Annotated in this window: 16 protein-coding genes; 11 read left to right on the forward strand and 5 right to left on the reverse strand. The window is 48.4% G+C overall.

Annotated elements, in window-relative coordinates; genetic code table 11:
• Positions 1-392: 392 nt before the first annotated feature.
• The gene (locus BLQ32_RS07195) at positions 393-1,757 is read right to left on the reverse strand and encodes a YjiH family protein (protein WP_074509724.1); all 1,365 of its coding nucleotides are present in this window, start codon (positions 1,755-1,757) and stop codon (positions 393-395) included.
• A 658-nt stretch (positions 1,758-2,415) separates the two neighbouring features.
• On the opposite strand from BLQ32_RS07195, the gene gdhA reads away from it, so the two are divergent.
• The 4 genes from gdhA (at position 2,416) to BLQ32_RS07215 (ending at position 7,855) form a co-directional block, all read left to right on the forward strand.
• Positions 2,416-3,804, forward strand: a complete 1,389-nt coding sequence (gdhA, locus tag BLQ32_RS07200; protein ID WP_235783834.1) for an NADP-specific glutamate dehydrogenase — start codon at positions 2,416-2,418, stop codon at positions 3,802-3,804.
• Between the two features lie 176 nt (positions 3,805-3,980).
• Positions 3,981-5,009, forward strand: coding sequence for an ABC transporter substrate-binding protein (locus tag BLQ32_RS07205; protein ID WP_074509726.1), 1,029 nt, complete (start codon positions 3,981-3,983; stop codon positions 5,007-5,009).
• A 30-nt stretch (positions 5,010-5,039) separates the two neighbouring features.
• Positions 5,040-6,782, forward strand: a complete 1,743-nt coding sequence (locus BLQ32_RS07210; protein ID WP_074509727.1) for an ABC transporter permease — start codon at positions 5,040-5,042, stop codon at positions 6,780-6,782.
• Entirely contained in the window at positions 6,779-7,855 is a 1,077-nt protein-coding gene (locus tag BLQ32_RS07215; RefSeq protein ID WP_074509729.1) for an ABC transporter ATP-binding protein, read from the forward strand. The genes BLQ32_RS07210 and BLQ32_RS07215 overlap by 4 nt, the downstream gene beginning before the upstream one ends.
• Positions 7,856-8,129: 274 nt before the next feature.
• On the opposite strand, the gene BLQ32_RS07220 is transcribed toward BLQ32_RS07215, so the two are convergent.
• Entirely contained in the window at positions 8,130-8,630 is a 501-nt protein-coding gene (locus BLQ32_RS07220) for a DUF2798 domain-containing protein (protein WP_053166313.1), read from the reverse strand.
• A 417-nt stretch (positions 8,631-9,047) separates the two neighbouring features.
• On the opposite strand from BLQ32_RS07220, the gene BLQ32_RS07225 reads away from it, so the two are divergent.
• Both BLQ32_RS07225 and BLQ32_RS07230 read left to right on the forward strand, forming a co-directional pair.
• Positions 9,048-9,566 (forward strand): pyridoxamine 5'-phosphate oxidase family protein, encoded by a 519-nt coding sequence (locus tag BLQ32_RS07225; protein WP_074509731.1) that lies wholly within the window; start codon positions 9,048-9,050, stop codon positions 9,564-9,566.
• Between the two features lie 109 nt (positions 9,567-9,675).
• Complete coding sequence (locus tag BLQ32_RS07230; RefSeq protein ID WP_074509733.1) at positions 9,676-10,635, forward strand: Abi family protein; 960 nt, start codon at positions 9,676-9,678, stop codon at positions 10,633-10,635.
• 37 nt (positions 10,636-10,672) lie between these two features.
• Here BLQ32_RS07230 and mug read toward each other — a convergent pair whose 3' ends face one another.
• The 3 genes from mug to BLQ32_RS07245 all read right to left on the reverse strand — a co-directional run bounded on the left by mug (position 10,673) and on the right by BLQ32_RS07245 (position 13,709).
• A complete protein-coding gene (mug, locus tag BLQ32_RS07235; RefSeq protein ID WP_074509903.1) occupies positions 10,673-11,173 on the reverse strand; it encodes a G/U mismatch-specific DNA glycosylase in 501 nt (166 codons plus the stop codon).
• A gap of 68 nt (positions 11,174-11,241) precedes the next feature.
• Positions 11,242-11,991: an SDR family NAD(P)-dependent oxidoreductase gene (locus BLQ32_RS07240; RefSeq protein ID WP_074509734.1), complete on the reverse strand. Its 750-nt coding sequence runs from the start codon at positions 11,989-11,991 to the stop codon at positions 11,242-11,244.
• A 218-nt stretch (positions 11,992-12,209) separates the two neighbouring features.
• Positions 12,210-13,709: an MDR family MFS transporter gene (locus BLQ32_RS07245; RefSeq protein ID WP_053166307.1), complete on the reverse strand. Its 1,500-nt coding sequence runs from the start codon at positions 13,707-13,709 to the stop codon at positions 12,210-12,212.
• A gap of 302 nt (positions 13,710-14,011) precedes the next feature.
• Between BLQ32_RS07245 and BLQ32_RS07250 the strand changes: the two genes are divergently transcribed.
• The 5 genes from BLQ32_RS07250 to BLQ32_RS07270 all read left to right on the forward strand — a co-directional run bounded on the left by BLQ32_RS07250 (position 14,012) and on the right by BLQ32_RS07270 (position 20,263).
• Positions 14,012-14,551 carry a DUF1697 domain-containing protein gene (locus tag BLQ32_RS07250; protein ID WP_074509736.1) on the forward strand — a complete coding sequence of 180 codons (540 nt, stop codon included), beginning with the start codon at positions 14,012-14,014 and terminating at the stop codon, positions 14,549-14,551.
• 75 nt (positions 14,552-14,626) lie between these two features.
• On the forward strand, positions 14,627-17,242 hold the full coding sequence (ppsA, locus tag BLQ32_RS07255) for a phosphoenolpyruvate synthase (RefSeq protein ID WP_074509737.1): 2,616 nt from the start codon (positions 14,627-14,629) through the stop codon (positions 17,240-17,242).
• A gap of 93 nt (positions 17,243-17,335) precedes the next feature.
• On the forward strand, positions 17,336-17,851 hold the full coding sequence (locus tag BLQ32_RS07260) for a hypothetical protein (protein ID WP_053166301.1): 516 nt from the start codon (positions 17,336-17,338) through the stop codon (positions 17,849-17,851).
• A gap of 416 nt (positions 17,852-18,267) precedes the next feature.
• Positions 18,268-18,822, forward strand: coding sequence for a DUF488 domain-containing protein (locus BLQ32_RS07265; protein ID WP_074509739.1), 555 nt, complete (start codon positions 18,268-18,270; stop codon positions 18,820-18,822).
• An 82-nt stretch (positions 18,823-18,904) separates the two neighbouring features.
• The gene (locus tag BLQ32_RS07270) at positions 18,905-20,263 is read left to right on the forward strand and encodes a VWA domain-containing protein (protein ID WP_175557084.1); all 1,359 of its coding nucleotides are present in this window, start codon (positions 18,905-18,907) and stop codon (positions 20,261-20,263) included.
• Positions 20,264-20,273 lie beyond the last annotated feature (10 nt).

Raw genomic sequence — 20,273 nt, forward strand, 5'->3', positions numbered from 1 at the left:
GAAGGAGGAGGATTTGAGATGGATCCAACATTTGGTCTTGTACCGATGCTCGTGCTTGCAGCCATTGCAGTCGTGCTGATCATGACCTATTTCATCTTCCACCACTGGGCAAAATGAACAGCACTAAAAAGCCGCATCCGCATGCGGCTTTTTAATTTGGTCGTGGCAGAATGGCTTTATCGTGCTGATTTTGAGGAGCGCGGATAAATGCTGAGAAGCGCGAATAAAATCTCAGCAACGCAGATAAATTCTGAGCAACGCAGATAAACTCCGAGCAACGCAGAAAAACTTCAAGCAGCGCAGATATAACCCGGAACTGCGCTTGCTAGCGTAGAAATCCACACATAAAAAAAGCCCGCGGAAAGTTTCCGCGGGCATCAACTTATTCGCTTTTATACAAACAAATGACCGAACAAGACCAGAATCGGCAAGGTAATCACCGTACGCAAAATGAAGATAACAACCAGTTCCCAGAACTTGAGCGGGATGTTCGAACGCAAGATCAACAGCCCGATTTCAGACATGTAGATGATTTGGGTCAACGATACCCCTGCCAGAACAAAACGGGTCAATTCGCTTTCAATGCCGCTGCCGAGAACTGCCGGCAGGAACATATCCGCAAAACCGACGAGGAAGGTCGGAGCCGCTTCGGCTGCTTCGGGAAGGCCCAGCAACGTCAGCACAGGAATCAACGGATAAGAGACGATTTTAAACAGCGGTGTGTATTCCGCTACGACCAATGCCAATGTTCCGAGCGCCATGACCAATGGGATTAACGCCAGCCAGATATCCAACACGGTTTCCACACCAATCTTGGCGAGCTTTGAAGGGCTTGCAGCGCTATCCGCTTTGCGGCGGGCTTCAGCCAATCCCCATTTTACGAGAGATACGCCGTCTGGGATAGTGTCGTCAACTTGTTTGCCGACCGGCGCATAATAGTCGTCCTTTTTGCGGGACAGCGGCGGGATGCGGGGCATGATGACCGCTGCAACCAGGCAAGCGACCGAAACGGCCAGATAGAACGGCAAAAACAAATGGCCGATGCCGACCACATTGGCAACAACTAAACTGAATGCAACGGATGCAATCGAAAAAGTGGTGGCAATGACGGAAGCTTCACGCTCTGTATAATAGCCTTCGTCGTATTGCTTCATTGTGACCAGGACACCGACTGGCGCAGCTCCCATCCAGGATGCCATTGCATCAATCGAGGAACGGCCAGGCAAGGTAAATACAGGGCGCATGAATTTATTGACCAAAACGCCGACAAACTCCATCAGCCCGAATTCAACGAGCAAAGGCAACAGAATGCCGGCAAATAAAAACCAAGTCAACAAGACAGGCGCCAAATCATATAGGACGACTCCGCCTGTATTGCGGGAAGCAATCGCTTCAGGACCGATTTCAAAATAAGCCATGATGCCGAATGCGAAAGCAATGATGCGCACCGCGAGGCCGAATGGGCCATTGATAAACGTTGCACGCAGAAACGGCGATTTTTTGACGAACGCCGGTTTGATAGCAGTGGCGGCCAGACTGGCAATGGCTGAAAAGCCCAGAAGGAAGAGGATGAATCCGGGAATTGCAGAACTAAAAGTTGATAACAGGAAAGAGGCTAGAATACCGACGCCGATTGTCACTTCTCCGTTATACGAAATCGGGCATAAAAACAGCAGCGCCCCGCTCAGGGATGGAATGAGAAATTTCCAAGTTGCCGCTGGAGAAACGGTTTTTTTGTTTTGTTGAAGCATGGCCATAGATGAATCCTCCTTGGGCTTAATAAAATAAGATGTATACAGTATACATATAATGTTTATAAATATACAAGAGCCGAAAAGCAATAAAGCAGTTGCTCTTGCATTTCCTTCTCATGAAATATCCGAAACTAATATGCATCATGTCATAAGAACCAAAACCTCCATCAGGAAAATAAGATTTGTATAAAATATGACGGGAGTTTTTTTAGCGGGAAACTGTTTGGAAATCCTTTAGCATCAAGCTATAGAACAGACTGTCTAACTGAAAACTTATAAAGTCTAAACGTATTCGATAGCTCTATTTTCGATTGGAATAACAAAAATTCTTAGAAAGTGTCTATAAGTTCTGCTAGTATTGATAAAGACAGATATTTTAAAATATATTTATGAAAAATGCATAACACATTTTCTAAATCCTTTTAACCTTCTATATGACGATCCGGATCCTTTCATCAGCTTATGGCTGATGAAAGGATTATTATTTATATTTGCCGAGATAAGAAGCCGGCACAATCGCATAGAGCGAATCAATGGAGGAAAATTTAATAATGAAATATTTATTTGATAAAGCCGAAAACAATTTGTATAATAATTAATAAACAATTAATTTATTGAATATTTATACATGTCGACAAAGATGTTTTAAAGAGAGGAATGTATGCACATGCAAGTCAGCGAACAAAAAAGTGGAGTTTTGCAGCAATCAGCCCTTGAATATATAAAAGCTACCCACCGAAAAATCAAAGACCGCAACCCGGGGGAGTCTGAATTTTTGCAGGCAACTTGGGAAGTTTTTGATTCCCTGCAGCCCGTTTTCGAACAGCATCCTGAATATGTGGAGGAAGGCATCCTCGAGCGCATTTCAGAACCGGAACGTTTTATTACGTTTCGGGTGACTTGGGAAGACGATAACGGCATTGTGCATGTTAACCGGGGTTACCGCGTACAGTTCAATAGCACGCTTGGGCCGTTTAAAGGGGGGCTCCGCTTCCATCCATCACTGACTGGCAGCGTCGTCAAATTCCTCGGCTTTGAACAGATTTTCAAGAACGCCTTGACCGGTTTGCCAATCGGCGGAGGCAAAGGCGGATCGGATTTTGACCCGAAAGGAAAGTCCGACCGTGAAATCATGCGTTTTTGCCAGAGCTTCATGACGGAACTCAGCCGCCACATTGGCCCGGATATTGACGTCCCGGCAGGTGATATCGGCGTCGGCAAGCGGGAAATCGGGTATTTGTTCGGACAGTACAAGCGAATTCGCAACGCTTTTGAAGCAGGCGTCTTTACCGGCAAAAACCCGGACAACGGCGGCAGCTTGATCCGCAAAGAAGCAACGGGCTACGGCACCGTTTATTTTGTGGAAGAAATGCTGAAAGAGCAGGGGCTGTCGTTTGCCGGCAGCACCGTTATCGTTTCGGGTTCAGGGAATGTCTCGATTTACGCGATGGAAAAAGCGACTGAATTCGGCGCCAAAGTAATTGCCTGCAGCGACTCAGAAGGATATATCTATGATCCCGATGGTATTGATGTCGAAACCGTTAAGCAATTGAAAGAAGTGGAAAGAAAAAGAATCTATCATTATTTGGAGCATCATCCCAATGCCCGATTTGGAAATGATAAATCTGAGATTTGGACCATTCCGTGCGACATCGCCTTGCCGTGCGCCACACAGAACGAAATCGGCCGCGAAAGCGCCGAAGCTTTGGTAGACAACGGCATCAAAGCGCTTGGCGAAGGGGCCAACATGCCATGCGACGATGAAGCGGTGCGTGTATTGACGCACAACCAAGTGCTGTTTGCGCCGGCGAAAGCGGCCAATGCAGGCGGCGTTGCCGTGTCGGCGATGGAAATGTCGCAGAACAGCATGCGCTATTCGTGGACAGCGGAAGAAGTCGATGCGAAATTGCATCAAGTCATGAAAACCATTTATAAAAACTGCATGGAAACTGCGGGGAAATACGGTTCTCCAGGAAACTTGATCGTCGGCGCCAATATTGCCGGCTTCAAGAAAGTGGCAGACGCCATGCTGGACCATGGATTAAGCTGACATACAAGCTAGATAAGCTCAAAAGCGCTCAGACGAAACGGTCTGAGCGTTTTTTTGTTTGTTGTATTGCTCCTTTACGCAATTCAAATACTTCTTAACATTTCCTCAACAATAACTTCACATTCGACCCGTACACTTAATGAATACCGAGCAAGAAAATTCGAGGGGGAATTGACATGAAGAAATGGACAGCAACCGCAGGTGTACTGGCGATGACGGCGATGCTCACAGCGTGCAGCGGGGAAGAAGCGGCAAATAATGCAGAAGCGGAAGGCACTGGTGCGGGCATTTCCGGTTCACTTGATTTCTATACGTCTCAACCCGATGCGGATGCGCAGGCATTGGTCAACGCGTTCACGGAAAAGAATCCCGATGTGGAAGTCAGCATTTTCCGTTCAGGCACAGAAGAAGTGGTATCGAAAATCCAGGCGGAAGACCAGGCAGGAGATATTCAGGCTGATGTCTTGCTGGTGGCGGATTCTGTGACATTCGAGAATTTCAAAAAAGAAGAGCTGCTGCTTCCATATAAGTCACCGGAAGCGGAAGCCATCGATGAAGCCTATGTGGATCCCGATGGCACTTATACCGGAACAAAAGTGATGGCGACCGGACTGATCGTCAATACGAATGAAGTAAAAGATTTGCCGGACAGCTGGTCTGTGTTGACGGAAAAAGCGGCGAAAGGCAAAGCGGTGATGCCAAGCCCGTTGTATTCCGGAGCAGCCGCTTACAACTTGGGCGTGGTCACGAAGCAGGACGGCATGGGCTGGGAATTCTATGAAGACATGCGTGCCAATGACATCACCATTACGCAAGGAAACGGCGCCGTGCTGGAAGGCGTTGCGATGGGGGAACAGCAGTACGGCATGATTGTTGATTATTTAGCAGCGCAAGCGAAGAGCGACGGATCTCCTGTGGAATTGGTGTATCCGAAAGAAGGCGTACCGGTCATTACTGAGCCGGTAGGCATTCTGGCAAATACCGATAACGAAGAAGCGGCCCAGGCATTTGTTGATTTTGTGCTGTCGGAAGAAGGGCAGGAACTGGCGTCAGATCAGGGCTATACGCCGATTCGGGAAGGCATTGAAGCGCCGGAAGGCTTAAAATCATTGGACGAAATAAAGGTATTGGAGGCTGATTCGGCGGAACTGCTCCAAACGCGAGATGACGACAAAGCAAAATTCGGGGAAATCTTCGGTCAATGACCGATTTTCCTGGAGTAAGGAGTTAACAACATGATGGTAAAACAGCAGGCAATCGGAGAGAGGAAAAAGGGGCTGCCTTCTTTCTCTCTCTTTTTTCAAAACAAAAACTTCTATAAAGGCATCGGCCTGCTTGCGGTATTTCTGCTTTTCCTGCTGCCGGTGCTCCGGCTCGTCTGGCTCAGTTTCGTTAATAAAAGCGGGCTGACGCTGCACTATTACCAACAGGTGCTGCAGGAAGCAGCGACTTGGGTGACAGTCCAGAATACGCTGATTGTTGTACTGGGATCTACGCTGCTGGCGCTTGCGTTGGGCGTTTCCTTTTCCTGGATTGTCGCTTACGTCGAAGTGAGCGGAAAACGGGCGATGCAGCTGTTCATTTTTCTGCCCTTTATCATTCCTTCCTATATCACGACACTGGCATGGACACAGTTTTTCAGTGGATCAGGTCCGGTAGCGGCGTTATTGGCGATGCTGCCCGGAAATTTAGAGGTGCCGAATTTGTACAGCATCGGCGGTATCATCCTGCTCCTTGGCTTGTCGCATTACCCGCTTGTGTACCTTTTCACAGTGAATGTCTTCCGGAAGATTCCGCGTGATTTGGAAGAAGCGGCAGCGACGTCCGGCTTGTCGAAAAAACAGGCATTCCGGAAAGTGGTGCTCCCGCTGGCTCTTCCTGGCATCGCAAGCGGAGGCTTGATTGCCTTTTTATCGAATCTTGACAATTTCGGGATACCTGCGTTTTTAGGCACCCCGTCAAATATCCGGGTGCTCAGCACTTATATTTATGAGCAGGTCGTGGGTTTTGGTCCGGAAGCATTCTCGCGGGCAGCCGTATTATCGGTCCTGTTAGGGGTTATTGCACTTTTCGGCACGCTGCTGCAATGGTTTTTGCTGCGGCGGAGCCGCGTCACGGAGACAGCGCGCAGTGATTCGGAGCCGCGCATTTTCCTGAAGCCTGCCAAAAGAAGAGTGCTGGAAGTTTCGCTCTGGGCGTTTTTGCTGGTAACGAGCGTGATGCCGCTGATGGCAATGGCTGCATTGTCGCTGATTTCTGCATACGGCGTGCCGTTTACATTGGAGAATTTGTCTTTGAAAAACTATGAGCATGTATTTTTAATTGATGCAAAACCGGCGGCTGCATTAGCGAACAGCCTTAAGCTCGCGCTGGTTACAATGGCCATTTGCTTGATTCTGGGCACAATGCTCGCCTATCTCCGGTTTAAATACCCGGATTGGAGCACAAAAACAGCGGAATTGTTCATCACAATTCCGTATGCGCTGCCTGGAACCGTATTCGCACTTTGCATGATTTTCATGTGGATGGAACCGGTGCCTGGCTGGAATCCGGGAATTTACGGGACCGTACTGATTCTTTTTATCGCCTACACCACCCGGTTTCTCGTGCTGCAGATCCGCGGCAGCCACACGGCATTCCTGCAAATCGATCCATCGATGGAAGAGGCGGCTAGAATAGCGGGCGCAAGGGGCTGGACGAAGTGGCGCAGGATTTTATTGCCCTTATTGTTTCCGGGCATACTCGGCGGCGCCTTGCTGGTCTTTTTGATGGCTTTGACGGAACTCACCGTGTCGAGCCTGCTGTGGTCTTCCGGCTCTGAAACGGTTGGCGTCGTCATTTTCAGCTACGAACAGGCCGGCTATTCGACTTATTCGACTGCGTTCTCAACGATTCTTGTGCTGGGCATTCTGCTCGGCGGCGCCTTGTATATGGGGCTTGGCAAGCTATGGGACAGAAAGGTGCTGAAAGCAAAATGATTGATGTTCAAGATGTTTCAAAAAAATACGGAGATTTTACAGCGCTGCATACCGTGGATCTGAAAATAAAAAAAGGAGAATTTATTGCCGTGCTGGGTCCGTCCGGCTGCGGCAAGACGACGCTTTTGAAATTGCTCGCGGGCTTCATGGGGCCGACAGAAGGCAGCATCGCCATGGACGGCATGCAAGTGGCAACAGCGAAAAAAGTTGTCCCGCCGGAAAAGCGCAACATCGGCATGGTGTTCCAGTCGTTTGCCTTGTGGCCGCATATGAGCGTCGCTGACCATGTCAAATTTCCGCTCGAATACCATCCGAACCGGAAAAAAGGAAGCAAGGCGGAACTCGAAAGCCGGGTTCAGGAAGTGCTCGGCCTTGTCGGGCTGGAAACATTTGCGAAACGCTATCCGTCAGAACTTTCCGGTGGCCAGAAACAGCGGGTAGCACTGGCGCGTGCGATTGCACCGCTGCCGAACCTGCTGCTGATGGATGAACCGTTCAGCGCACTGGATGTTGAATTGCGGATGGAGATGCGGAAAGAAATACAGAAATTGCACAAGGAAACGGGCGCTTCCATCGTTTTTGTGACGCATGACCAAAGCGAGGCATTGGCGATTGCAGATAAAATTGTGGTGATGAATGCCGGCCGGATTGAACAAATCGCTCCTCCGGAAGTAATTTATACGCGTCCGGAAACGCCATTTGTCGCTTCGTTTGTCGGCAAATGCAACCTGGTCGAAGGGCAGTGGAAAACGGAAGGGTTTGTGCCGGATGGGGATGCCAAAAGCGTCTGGCCGGATCTTGGCGTGGCCCGCAGCTTTAAAGCAAATGGCATCTGCCCGGTACGGCCGGAGCAATTGCAATTAGCTTTGGCAGGAAACGCAGGGCTTCAAGGCCAGGTTTCGTTTGTTCAATACCAAGGAAATGAAATTCATTATACGGTCGAAGTGGATGGGACAATGTGGACGGTTCATGAGCCGGTTTACGCTCCAAGGTTCCATGTGGGGGATGCTGTTTCCGTTTCCTTAAAGACGGCAGTCCTGCAGGAGAGAGAATTGACTGCGGTTCTGAAGTGAAAGCGTGATTGAATCTTGATGAGCGCATATAAAAGTTACTAAACGCAAATAAAAAATTGGAGAAGCCGTCTTCTTCTTAGCAATTTTGCTTGCGAAAAGCAACCAATCCAGGGATTTGGCCGTTATCTTGAAGACGAAAAGTGTTCGGAACTTGCTGAACGCACACAAATTCCGACAAGCGCGCATAAAACAAAAAACTCGGAAACCGCCAACCGGTTTCCGAGTTTTTCTGCATCTTTTTTCGTTGTCTGGGAGCGTTTTGTTAATTTTGCACTTATGCTGCAACTGCCGCTTTTCGGTCCTGTGCTTCATGCAGTTTCACCATAATGAAACGTGCGATGGGCTGGATGACCAGGCTTTCTGCGGCAAGTACGATGGCAAAGTTGCGCGGCCAGTACTGCAGCCAATTGCTGAAGAGTTCCGAGTGGAAACCATTGCCGACAACATCGCCGATCAAAGTCATCGCCGCGGACATCCCGAGAACAGTAAAGACGATGCGGAACATGATTTTTGAGTTGAAGCTGTCCGAAGGCTTTGTGAATTTAGCGGTCAGGGATTCGGCAATACGGCCGAAAATAGTAGGTTCAATGATCATGACAATGATCCACATGATTGGCAGCATTTTTAAGATGGAAAAAGCAATCTCCCCATTAAAATCTCCGGCAAAATAGACGGTGCTGAACGTGGTCATAAATAAAACCGTTAAAGTAGAGATGATGGTGCCATATAATAGGCCCTCTTTGCCATTGCGCGGCAATCTTTTTTCTTGATGCATGTTATTCTTCCTTTCCAAAAGCTTTTCTTGACCTTGGCATTCCATTAAATGATGTACGAAGAAAGCGAGGGACGCAGTTATAAAGGCAAGTTTATCAGGCAGATCAATAGAGGATGTCCATTGATGGTCTGTATGAAACATTTCGATAGTCTCTACTCCAGCTCGCTGTACATATTGGATAAGCTGTTTTGCAGTTATGCTTAATTTAAATTGGTGCTCCGCTCAGTCTGTTTTCAACCTTAACAAAGTTTTTGGCTTTTTCGTAAGTGTCTATTGTGTGTCTTTTTTGTTTTAAAATTCCTTAATTTTCCTTTTGCATCAGAAGCTGGAATAGTTTAGGGGCTCTACCAATAGGGAAAGAATATAGAATGTAGAAGCAGTTAAGCCTTTTGGAACTATTTTTAGGAGGAGATTACGATGGCAAACCATACAACGTCTAACCAAGAAGCAATCGAAAAAGTCAAAGAGCTGATAAAAGACATCGAAGTGGCAATGTTCACCACCATTTCGAATGGCAAAGCGGTGTCGCGTCCGATGCAGACGCAGGAAACCGAGTTTGACGGAGACCTTTGGTTCATGACGATGAAAGACACGTCGAAATACCAGGAAATCCTGGAGAACCCTAGTGTGAACTTGGCTTATTCAGGCAAGTCCTATGTTTCCATCAGCGGAACGGCGGAATTCAGCGAAGACCTTGAAAAGAAAAAAGAATACTGGAATCCAGTATTCGGCAAATTGCTTGAAACGACGTATGATGACCCGAATGTCGTGTTGATCAAAGTGACGCCGGAGACCGCGGAATATTGGGAATCCGGAACCACGCTAAAAACTGTGAAAAAATTTGCGAAAAAGCTGACGACCAAAGAAACCATGGGCGAAGACGATGAATTGAACGATACCGTTGAATTCGAACGCCATTACGGCAGCGACAGCTGAATAGAAACAGAGTAGGGGCCAGCCGCAAAGGCTGGCCTTTTGCTTGGAGAAAAGGTTTATCTTTACCGGGAATTCGCTTAGAGTAAAAGAAAGAAGCATTTTGCAGAGGATGAGAATTGTGAAGTTTTTTGCCACCCATGAAGAACAGATTGCCATACTGCAAGAACGCGGGCTGGTTGTAGCAGACGAAGCGGCGGCGAAACGCATTTTGTCGCGCGAGAACTACTACGCGCTGATCGATGGCTATAAAGAGCCGTTTCTCGAGAAGGACGAGCGGCTGAACCCGTATCAAATTGAGCAATATACCGTAGGGACGGAGTTCAGCCATATTTATGCGCTGTACCGCTTTGACCGGGAGCTGCGGATGCTGCTGCTCAATGAACTGCTGAAATTCGAAAAGAACATAAAGTCGAAGATTGCGTACCGCTTCTCTGAAAAGTTCCGGGAACAGGACAGCTTTTTGGAGCCGGTGCATTACAGTCCTGACTCCCAGCATTTTCACGAACGGGACCGCATCATTTCGACGCTCGCCAACTTGATCAAAAGCCATAAAAAGCGCGACCGGGTACGCTATCCCGCCATCCGCGACTTTTTCGACAAACACCGGAACGTGCCGCTGTGGGTGCTCGCCAATTTTCTGTCGCTCGGGCAGATCACCAACTTTTATACCGTAATCGACGAAGAATTGAGGGAGCGCATTGCCCGTGACTTTGCGGAGGAGTACAGCGAAGAATACAGCGGCATCCGATTGAAAGCGAAGGAAATTGACGCCATCTTGAAAGTGGCTTTTCCGTACCGCAACAAATCGGCGCACGAAGAAGTGCTGTACCGTTATCGGTTGCCGCATCCGGTGGAACTCGGCGGACTGGAACAAAGCCTAGGAATGGCGAAAGGAAGTTTGAGCAATGGAACGGTTTGTTCCATGGTGACCTTGCTGAAACTGGTGCTCGCAAAAGATGAGTACGATGTATTTTCAATAGAACTCGAAAGGCTGCTCGGTGAACTTGAAAGCGCCATTATGGAGACGGCTTATGAAAAAATCATGAAGGATATGGGCTATAAAGAATAAAAGCAAAACGCCGCTTCCAACAAGGAAGGCGGCGTTTTCAGATGAATTTTTTCAACCCTTTATAAATCTCGACAATGTCATCCAGCTTTATGCGCACCAAGCCGCTCGATGAAGGGCAGACATATTCGATGGTGCCTGGCACTACTGGGTCTTCCTGGACGCCCCACTGGATAGCGCGTTTTTTGCTGTATTCCTGATAGACGCCTTTGCCGACAAAACAGACAGCTTTTGGCTGGTACATTTTGATTTTTCGCTGCAAAATAGCAGCGCCTTCTGCATACTCCTTTTTGGAAATTTCAGCTGCTTCTTTTGTTGGACGGTCAACAATATTCGTCAACCCGTATCCAAGTTCAAGCAGTTCATTGTTTTCATCTGGAGCATATTTTCGGGGCGTCAGTCCGGCTTCATAAAGGATTTTCCAAAACCGGTTGGTCGGGTTGGCGTAATGGAAGCCGGTTTCGGAAGAGCGGATGCTCGGGTTAAAGCCGACAAACAGGACTTTCAAATCTTTTTGCAAATGATCGGGGATGGGTTCCAGGTGCAACAGAATTCAGCTCCTTTGATATAAAAAGCAAACCCCTAAAAGGGGTTTGCCGGCCGTTCAATTTATTTGGTGTTGGTGAAACCGCCGTCGATGCGGATCACTTCGCCGTTGATGTATTCCGCTTTAGACGTTAGCAGGAACGTGACAAGCTCTGCCACTTCGTCGGCTGTACCCAAGCGTCTTTGCGGAATGCCGCCTGTCGCATTGGCTTTCATTTCCGGATTCGCTTCGTAGAACGCTTTGACCATTGGTGTTTCGGTTGGCCCTGGCGCAATCGCATTGACGCGAAGCCCGTCTTTGGCGTATTCCGCGACCATGCTCTTTGTCAAACCGACAATGCCGTGTTTCGTTGCAGAATACGTAACAACCGAATCCTGCCCGATGACGCCGGCGCTTGATGCCGTGTTCACGATCGAGCCGCCGCCGTTTTTCAGCATTACTTCAGCAACGTAGCGCACGCCGTACAAAGCGCCCATCAAGTTGATGCCGACAATCTGCTCGATTTCGCTGATGTCTGTATCGAGGAAGAATTTCCCGCTTCCGGAAATTCCGGCATTGTTGAAGAAATAGTCGATGCTTCCAAAGTGCTCAACGGTTTGGTCAACATATTTTTTTACTTCTTCGGCTTTTGAAACATCCGCTTTGATGAAAATGGCATCCGGCCCAAGTTCTTTCACCATCTCGACGGTTTCGTTTCCGCCTTTTTCACTGACGTCCACGACTGCGATGTTGACGCCTTCTTTTGCTAAGCGGACGGCTGTTGCTTGCCCTAAGCCGCTTCCGCCTCCTGTAATAATTGCTGTTTTGCTCATCAAAAATCAACCTCCATTCAATAAATAAAAAACTACCTTTTAATTGTATTCCTCAAATATCTTGAATTAAAACAATCTGCCTGAAAAGCAGAAACGCGGGCAATTCCGAAAGAAACGAACAATCAAGCATTTCTGATAAGAAATGGCAATGTGAAAGCCGATCTAGAAGAGAGGCATATGAAAAAGGCCTCCGCAATTAGCGAAGGCCCTAAGATGAATCAGCTTTGTTTGATCTGGTCTCCCAGTTTTTCTTTGCTCATCATAAAGGCGACGACCAGTGCAAGTGCCGCTGGAACAATGGCCCATAGGAATGTGCTGGCAATCGAAGAAGAAAGAGCTTCGGTCAATGTATCCGCAATTTCTGCCGGAATGTTTGAACGGGCTTCCGGCGATAAGAGCGCACGTGAATCGCCAGTGAAAGAGGAAGCACCTTCTCCGAAGCTATCAGCCAGATTGCGGGTGAATGCATGGCTCTGGATAATCCCGAAAACCGTAATGCCGATCGTCATTCCGAACGTACGAAGGAAACTTACGGTAGATGTAGCGGCACCGCGTTTCCGCACCGAGAACGGATGAATCGCGGCTGATGGCAGCACCGAGAACGAGGCCCCGATGCCAAGGCCGGCAAGAATCATAAACGCAACAACCAAAAAGCGCGATGTATCAATCGACAGCGTTGCAAGCAGTACCATTCCGACAGTCAATAGCGCAAGCGTCGGAATTAGGAAAGAGCGGTAAGCGAACTTCGCCATCAAAGCTCCGCCGATCGAAGCACTGACAACCGAACCGACCATCATCGGCAACAAGACAAGCCCGGAGTTTGTTGCATTGCCGCCCTGTACGCCTTGAATATAAAACGGAATGTAGACGGAAGCCGTAATAAAGGCCGCGCCGCTGAAAATGGAAATCAGGCCGCTCGTGGCAAACAAACGCTCTTTGAACATGCCAAAGTCGATTACCGGTTCTTCTGCACGGCGTTCTGCAATGACAAAAGCGATCGCCAGGATGGCAAAACCGCCGAACAAGCTAAAGCTTTGCGGCGATGCCCAGGCAAACTCTTTGCCGCCAAGTTCAACTGCGAACATGAGGCATACAACAGCGCCGACGAGCGTAAAGGCTCCAATCCAGTCGATCCGTTGTTTTGCGTGTTCAACCGATTCTTTATAGAAGAAAGCGACCATTGCAAAGGCAATGAGCCCGAGCGGAATGTTAATGTAGAACACCCAAGTCCAGCCGATGTACTCAGTGATATACGCACCGAGCAGTGGGCCGAACACACTTGAAATCCCGAAAACGGCACCGAACATGCCGCTCATTTTGCCGCGCTGTTCAATCGGCACGACGTCAAACATGATGGTAAAGGCAATCGGCATCAATGCCCCGCCGCCGATTCCTTGAATCGCCCGGTAAATGATCAATTCATTGATGGTATCTGCAGTTCCGCATAATATGGAACCGATCATAAACACCACTAAACCAAAGATGAAAAAGTTTTTGCGTCCGTACATATCGGACAATTTGCCGAAAATCGGCATACCCGCCATTTGGGCTACCAGGTAAGCGGAAGTGACCCAGACAAATTTATCGACGCCGCCAAGCTCCCCGACAATCGATGGCAACGCGGTCGTGACAATGGTATTGTCCATCGAAGCGACCAGAATCGCGAGCAGCAAACCGCCAATGACCACTTTGATATTGCTTTGCCCTTTGTTTTTCATAAAAATCCTCCATCCATTTTCTTCAATAAACTGTATAAGCTTTTTATATCATAGTCCTCTAAAATCGAAATTCCAAATTTGGAAGCTCGGATTTTTAGTGAAATTTTAAATTTATTCAAGAGAGATTGTCTTTTAATTGGTTTGTTTAATTTCCTGGTTCTTTTGGATTATCCAATTGGCAGTGGACTGATGCTGCATCTTACCTTTTTTACTTTGAAATAAGCACTTGTTATTTCTTAAATACAGACTAAAGTAAAAGTAAACAAGACAAGTTGAATACGAGGGAAGAAAGGGGAGTTTTCATGCGCCATGTGGCACTGCTTCGGGGGATTAATGTCGGCGGCAACAACAAAATCAATATGAAAGAACTCAAAAAGGTTTTTGAAGAAGCCGGAATGGAAAATGTCAAAACGTACATCAATTCGGGCAATATCATTTTCAGCAGCAGCCATCCGTCATCGAAAGAACTCGCGGCAATTTTGGAAGGGGCGATTCTTGAAAATTTCAACCTGGAAATCCGGGTGCTCGTCTACAGTTTGGAGCAATACGAAAAAATTGCGCAAGCCATTCCGCCGCACTGGACGAACGGAGACGAGATGAAAAGCGATGTGCTCTTTCTATGGGAAGAAATCGACCGGGAATCCCTAGTGGAAGAAGTGGGAACAAAACCGGATATTGACCAGTTGTTCTATGTGCCCGGTGCGCTTCTATGGGCAGTCGACAGGCAACTGGTGACAAGGAGCGGCATGATGAAGCTCGCCGGGTCAGCTCTTTATAAGCGCATGACCGTCCGCAACGTCAACACCGCACGCAAAATCTACGAACTGATGAAAGAAGAATAGCAGAAAAAATTCCTTGAAAGCCTAAAATGAACGGCAGTGCAATAGTTGACATCATCTTGCAAAGGGGTGGACATTTTGCAAACCTATGTAAAGGATTTTCAGGAGATTGGCCACAATGATTTATTGCAGGTCGGAGGAAAAGGACTGAATTTAGGGCAGCTGGCAAAAATGCCGGGAATCCAGGTGCCTGCCGGATTTTGTGTAACGACAGACGCCTTCAAGAAAATGCTGGCCGGCCATACAGAAGCGGAAGAGCTGCTCGGTAAATTGTCGCTGCTGACAATGGATGATAAGGAAAAAATCAGAGAGGCGAGTGCGCATTTGCGGAGTCTCGTTGAAAGTTTGGCTATACCGGTAGAAATAGAGCAGGAAATCGTTTCTGCTATGGAAGAGCTGGGAGAAGGAACCGCTTTCGCTGTCCGCTCAAGTGCAACCGCTGAAGATTTGCCGGCAGCCTCATTTGCCGGGCAGCAGGATTCGTTTTTGAACATCCGTGGAAAACGTGAGATCCTGCGGCATGTCAGCAAATGCTGGGCATCTTTGTTTACCGAACGGGCTGTGGTGTACCGGATCCAGAACGGCTTCGACCACCGAAAAGTGCATTTATCGGTCGTTGTTCAGCGAATGGTGTTTGCACAAGCATCCGGAATTTTGTTTACGGCAGATCCGGTGACGTCAAACCGCCGAGTAACATCGATTGATGCCAGTTTTGGCCTGGGAGAAGCGCTTGTTTCCGGGATTGTGTCTGCAGACAATTACAAAGTCCGGGAAGGCCGGATTGTCCAAAAAACAATCGCGTCCAAAAAAGTCGCTGTTTACCCACGACCCGATGGAGCCACTGAGAAAAGAGAAGTTCCACCGGCCGTACAGAAAAAACAGGCGATCGAAGATGAGCAGATTGTGACCCTCGAGAAACTGGGCCGGCAGGTTGAGAGCCGGTTCGGGAAGCCACAGGACATAGAATGGTGCTTGGAGGATGATGCCATTTATATCGTGCAAAGCCGCCCAATTACCACTTTGTATCCTTTGCCCGAAAAACGCGACGATCATTACCGGATCTTTTTTTCAGTAGGCCATCAGCAAATGATGACCGATCCGATCAAACCGCTCGGCATTTCCTTTTTCGGGTTCATGCCCGATTATGACCTGATCCATGCGGGTGGCCGCTTATTTGTTGATTTGACGCATGATTTGGCTTCGTTCAGCGGACGTAAAATTGCGGTATCGTCACTCGGCAGCAACGATCCGTTGATGAAACAGGCACTTCTCAACTTTTTGGAAAGAAAACCGAAACTGATAAAAGGCAAACGTGTATTCAAACTGGGGAACGATTACCTTCCGTGGACATTTCCAGCTGTTCTGGCGAAAGTGTACCGGGACAATGATCGCCGTTTAGCCGGCCAGCTGATCAACCGGAGCGAGGCTTATATCAGGGAACTCGAATGGCGGATTAAAGAGGTTTCCGGAGATGAATTGTTCGCCTTGATTTTAGAAGATCAAAAAGAATTGAGAAAGAGTGCTTACGACCAGCGCGGCATAGCGGCGATTCTGATCGGCGCCTATGCCACACACTGGCTCAATAAAAATATGGAGAACTGGCTTGGCGAAAAAAATGCGGCCGACGTTTTAAGCCAATCGATCACCAACAATGTCACATCGGAGATGGGGCGTGAACTATTGGATGTAGCGGATGCGGTGCGCGCTTATCCGGAAGTGCTCGCTTATTTCGAACACCCGGATCGAAATGCTTTTTTCAAAAATCTCGAAAAACTGAAGGGCGGACCGGAAGCCAGCCGGGCGATCCGGGATTACCTCGGTAAATACGGAATGCGCTGTGCCGGCGAAATCGATATCGCCAAGACACGTTGGAGCGAAGACCCGACCATTCTCATGCCGCCCATTTTGAGCAACGTCAAGAATTTTCCACCGAATGCACGGCAAGCAATGGTGGAAGAAGGAAAACGGCGCGCCGCCGAAAAAACGGAAGAGCTGCTGCAGCGGCTGGCACAGCAGCCCGGCGGCAAACGGAAAGCGAAAAAAGCCAGACACATGATCAGCCTGCTCCAGAATTTTCTCGGGTACCGGGAATATCCGAAATTCGCGCTCGTCAAACATTTATTTCTTTACAAGCAGGCCTTGAAGAGAGAGGCGGTTCTCCTCCAGCAAAAGGGAGCGATCCAAGAGCCGGAGGATGTCTATTACTTGACGTTCGAAGAGTTCCGGGAAGCGGTGAATGGAAAAGCGCTGAACTGGCAAATCCTTGAAGAGCGGAAAACAGCATACCGGCATTATGACAATTTGACGCCGCCGCGTCTGATGACTTCTGAAGGCGAAGAGATTTTTGGCAGTTATCAAACAGACCGGCTTCCAGAAGGGGCGCTTGCAGGGATCGGTGTTTCCGCCGGAACGGTTGAGGGGCGGGCAAGAGTGGTCTTCAAGATGGAACAGGCCAGTCTTGAATCCGGAGACATTCTGGTCACTGCCTTTACCGATCCGAGCTGGACGCCATTGTTTGTCTCAGCGGCTGGCCTGGTGACGGAAGTCGGCGGGCTCATGACGCACGGCGCAGTAATTGCCCGTGAATACGGATTGCCGGCTGTCGTCGGAGTCGAAAATGCCACGAAAACAATAAAAGACGGACAACGGATTCGCATCAACGGCTCGGAAGGCTACGTGGAAATAATGAAATAACAGAAGAATGATTGAAAATTACAATAGTAAGTATTTTGATTTATTGGTAAACTGAGGTTAATTAACCTATTCGATTGTTAAGGAGACTCAGCCATGTCGAACCTTTCACTTGCGGAAGCAGTAAAATTGAAAAGTGTGTTAGCGAAACGAATTCAAGAATTGGAAGAAGAAATGTACCGCGTGTCCTATGTTGAAATTGAAAAAGGGGCGAAAGTGCCGAAACAAGCCCGTACTTTATCGATGGTGGAAGAGGAAATCGACGAGATTCGCAGCGACTTCCGCCTATTGGACAAATTGATGTACCGGGCAAATATCGAAAATGAAATCGACTTTAACGGCAAGGCTTTAACAATTGTGGAAGCCATCGAACTGGCGACGCAGCTGCGTGCCAAAGCACGGAAGTTCAAAGACTTCGGAGCTGCTTCCAAAGAAGAGCTAACCTATTCATTTGGGGAAGGGACGCCGCTTGTCCGGCTGGCCATGTTTGAGCCGGAAGAATACCGGCTGAAGGCCCTTGAACTGGAACGCCAGGCGAACCGCCTTTCGAACGCCATCAACTCAAAAAACTATGCAGTTGAGCTGGATTTTGACAGCGAGAAGTATTTCTGATCCTTGAAGCGGTGAGACTCCGCTTCAAGGCATAGGAGGAGCACTTGCGTTGTACTCCAGTACAAATGATTGAATGGCAGATGGCCAAACCAATGACCCATCACCCATGACACCTTTACCTTTGACCGATGACCAACCATTTGCAAATGCTGGCTGATAGCCAATTTAGTGTTTTACCCGCTCCTTCTATGAATCCTCTTGCCTGTTGGCAAGAGGATTTTTTCTATTGCAGCCTTATCTTCGTTTCGAAGCTTCGCTAACGAGGCTTTTTTAATTTCTATCGATGTGTTGTCCGTTTCTATCGGTGTTATCGCCATCTCTATTGAAGTTCTTCTTTTATTAGCACAGAGAAGAACATGGCTTTCCCGTTTAAGTTCAGCCTTCTACAGGAATAGAACAGCAAGGAGGGACTGGTTATGATTATTTATACGATTGGGCATTCCAGCCATTCGAAGGAATTTTTTGATCACATGCTAAAAGAAACGGGCATTGAATTGTTGGCGGATGTGCGGGCATATCCCGGCAGCCGCAAGTGGCCCCAGTTTTCAAAAGATGTGTTTCCGGTTTGGCTGGAAGCGGAAGGAATCACGTATGAACATTTCGGGAAACTCGGCGGCAGGCGCCGGAAATCGAAAGAGGTGGAAGAGGAAGTGAACGCCGGCTGGCGCAACCGGTCGTTCCAGAATTACGCTGATTACACGCTGACGGAAGAATTCCGGCAAGGCATTGAAGACCTGCTGAAAAGGACAGCTGAAAAGAAAGTCGCCTATTGCTGTTCGGAGCGGCATCCATCCCGCTGCCACCGGCTGTTGATTTCAAACTGGCTTGTCGCAAACGGCTATTCAGTCAAGCACATTATTGACGGCAAAGATGGTGCGATCGAACTCGTGGACCACGAGCTTGGCATGTGGGGCGCTCCTGCACAATTGAAAGATGACGGCACGGTCGTTTATCCGGCCGCTGAAGAATAAGCACAAAAACGAAACTTCTTTCAGCTTAAACCCGTACAATAAAGAAGAAAGCAAACGCAAGAAGAAATGGAGAACGGTGCCGATGAAAAAGTTAAAAATCCTTCTGTTTGGAAATCTGCTGTTAGCTGCCATGCTGGCCGGCTGTTCCAGTGATGAAGAACCGGGTGCGGCGGACAAGCAGCCGGCAAAAGAAGCGCAGCAAGTTGAGAAAGAAGCAGAAAAAGAAGCGCCAGCTGAACCGGCCATGCCGGAAGCAGCCGTACATAATGTGGAAGAAATCGTGAAAGAAAAAGGGAAATACGATGCAAGAAATCAGATGGAGGAAATCCAGAAAGAACTGGAAGCAGCTCCAGATGGAATGACCGGGGAAGAAGCCTATTCCCTGATTGTTTCATTGATCGCACCGGACCTTGAGGAGCCGGCAGCGAAATTCGAAGCAATCGATCCCGTAATCACCATTGATTCCGCCACACCGGAAGACCAAATCAATCTGCCGGAACAGGAAACGGTCAATGTCGCTGTACTTTTGGATGCAAGCGGCAGTATGGCCGGGGAAGTATCGGGTGGCCAAAAGATGAAGCTGGCCAAACAGGCCATCCAGAAATACGCAGCGGACCTGCCGGAAGGCTCGAACGTCATGCTGCGCATCTACGGCCATAAAGGCGAGGGTACCAATGCCGATAAGGAAATGTCCTGCAGTTCAAACGAAGTGGTCTACAATTTGAGTGCTTACGACGAACCGAAATTCACCGCGGCGCTTGAAGCGTTTGCACCGGCGGGATGGACGCCTTTAGCGGGAGCTATCGAAGCAGCCGAACAGGATTTACAGGAACAGAAAGGCGACAATATCCGCAATGTGATTTATGTTGTCAGCGATGGCATTGAAACTTGCGGCGGCGATCCGGTGGCAGCTGCAGCATCTCTCAGCGGATCCGGCATCGAAGCGGAAGTGAATATTATCGGATTTGATGTGGACAACGAAGGGCAGAAGCAGCTTGAAGAGGTGGCGAAAGCCGGCAAAGGCCAGTACAAATCCGTTTACTCGGAAAGTGAACTGAATGAATACCTGAAGCAGGAATACAGCCGCCTGTACTGGGAATGGCTGGCTTGGGGCAATGACCGCTATTTGGATATTTTGCAGCAAAGCAATAACATCTATGGTGATCTGCTGAAATACAACAACGACATTTACGGCAAATCGCTTGCTTCCTTAAACAATATGTACAGCATGTCCAACAAATTGGCGGATCTCGGGAAGTTCAAAGACGAGGAAGCAGCTACTAAATACAAAGAGTTGATCGAGATGCGGCATGAAACCGTGACCCAATACTTCAGACAAGAACAGGAAAGAAAAGACGCCATCCGGAAAGACATGCATGAAAAGCTCGAAGCGAAAGTAAAACAGCTGCAAGAAGAAAGTGAAGAAAATTACGGTTCATAAAGCAGCAAAA

Source organism: Planococcus glaciei, from assembly GCF_900099655.1.
Classification (GTDB): domain Bacteria; phylum Bacillota; class Bacilli; order Bacillales_A; family Planococcaceae; genus Planococcus; species Planococcus glaciei.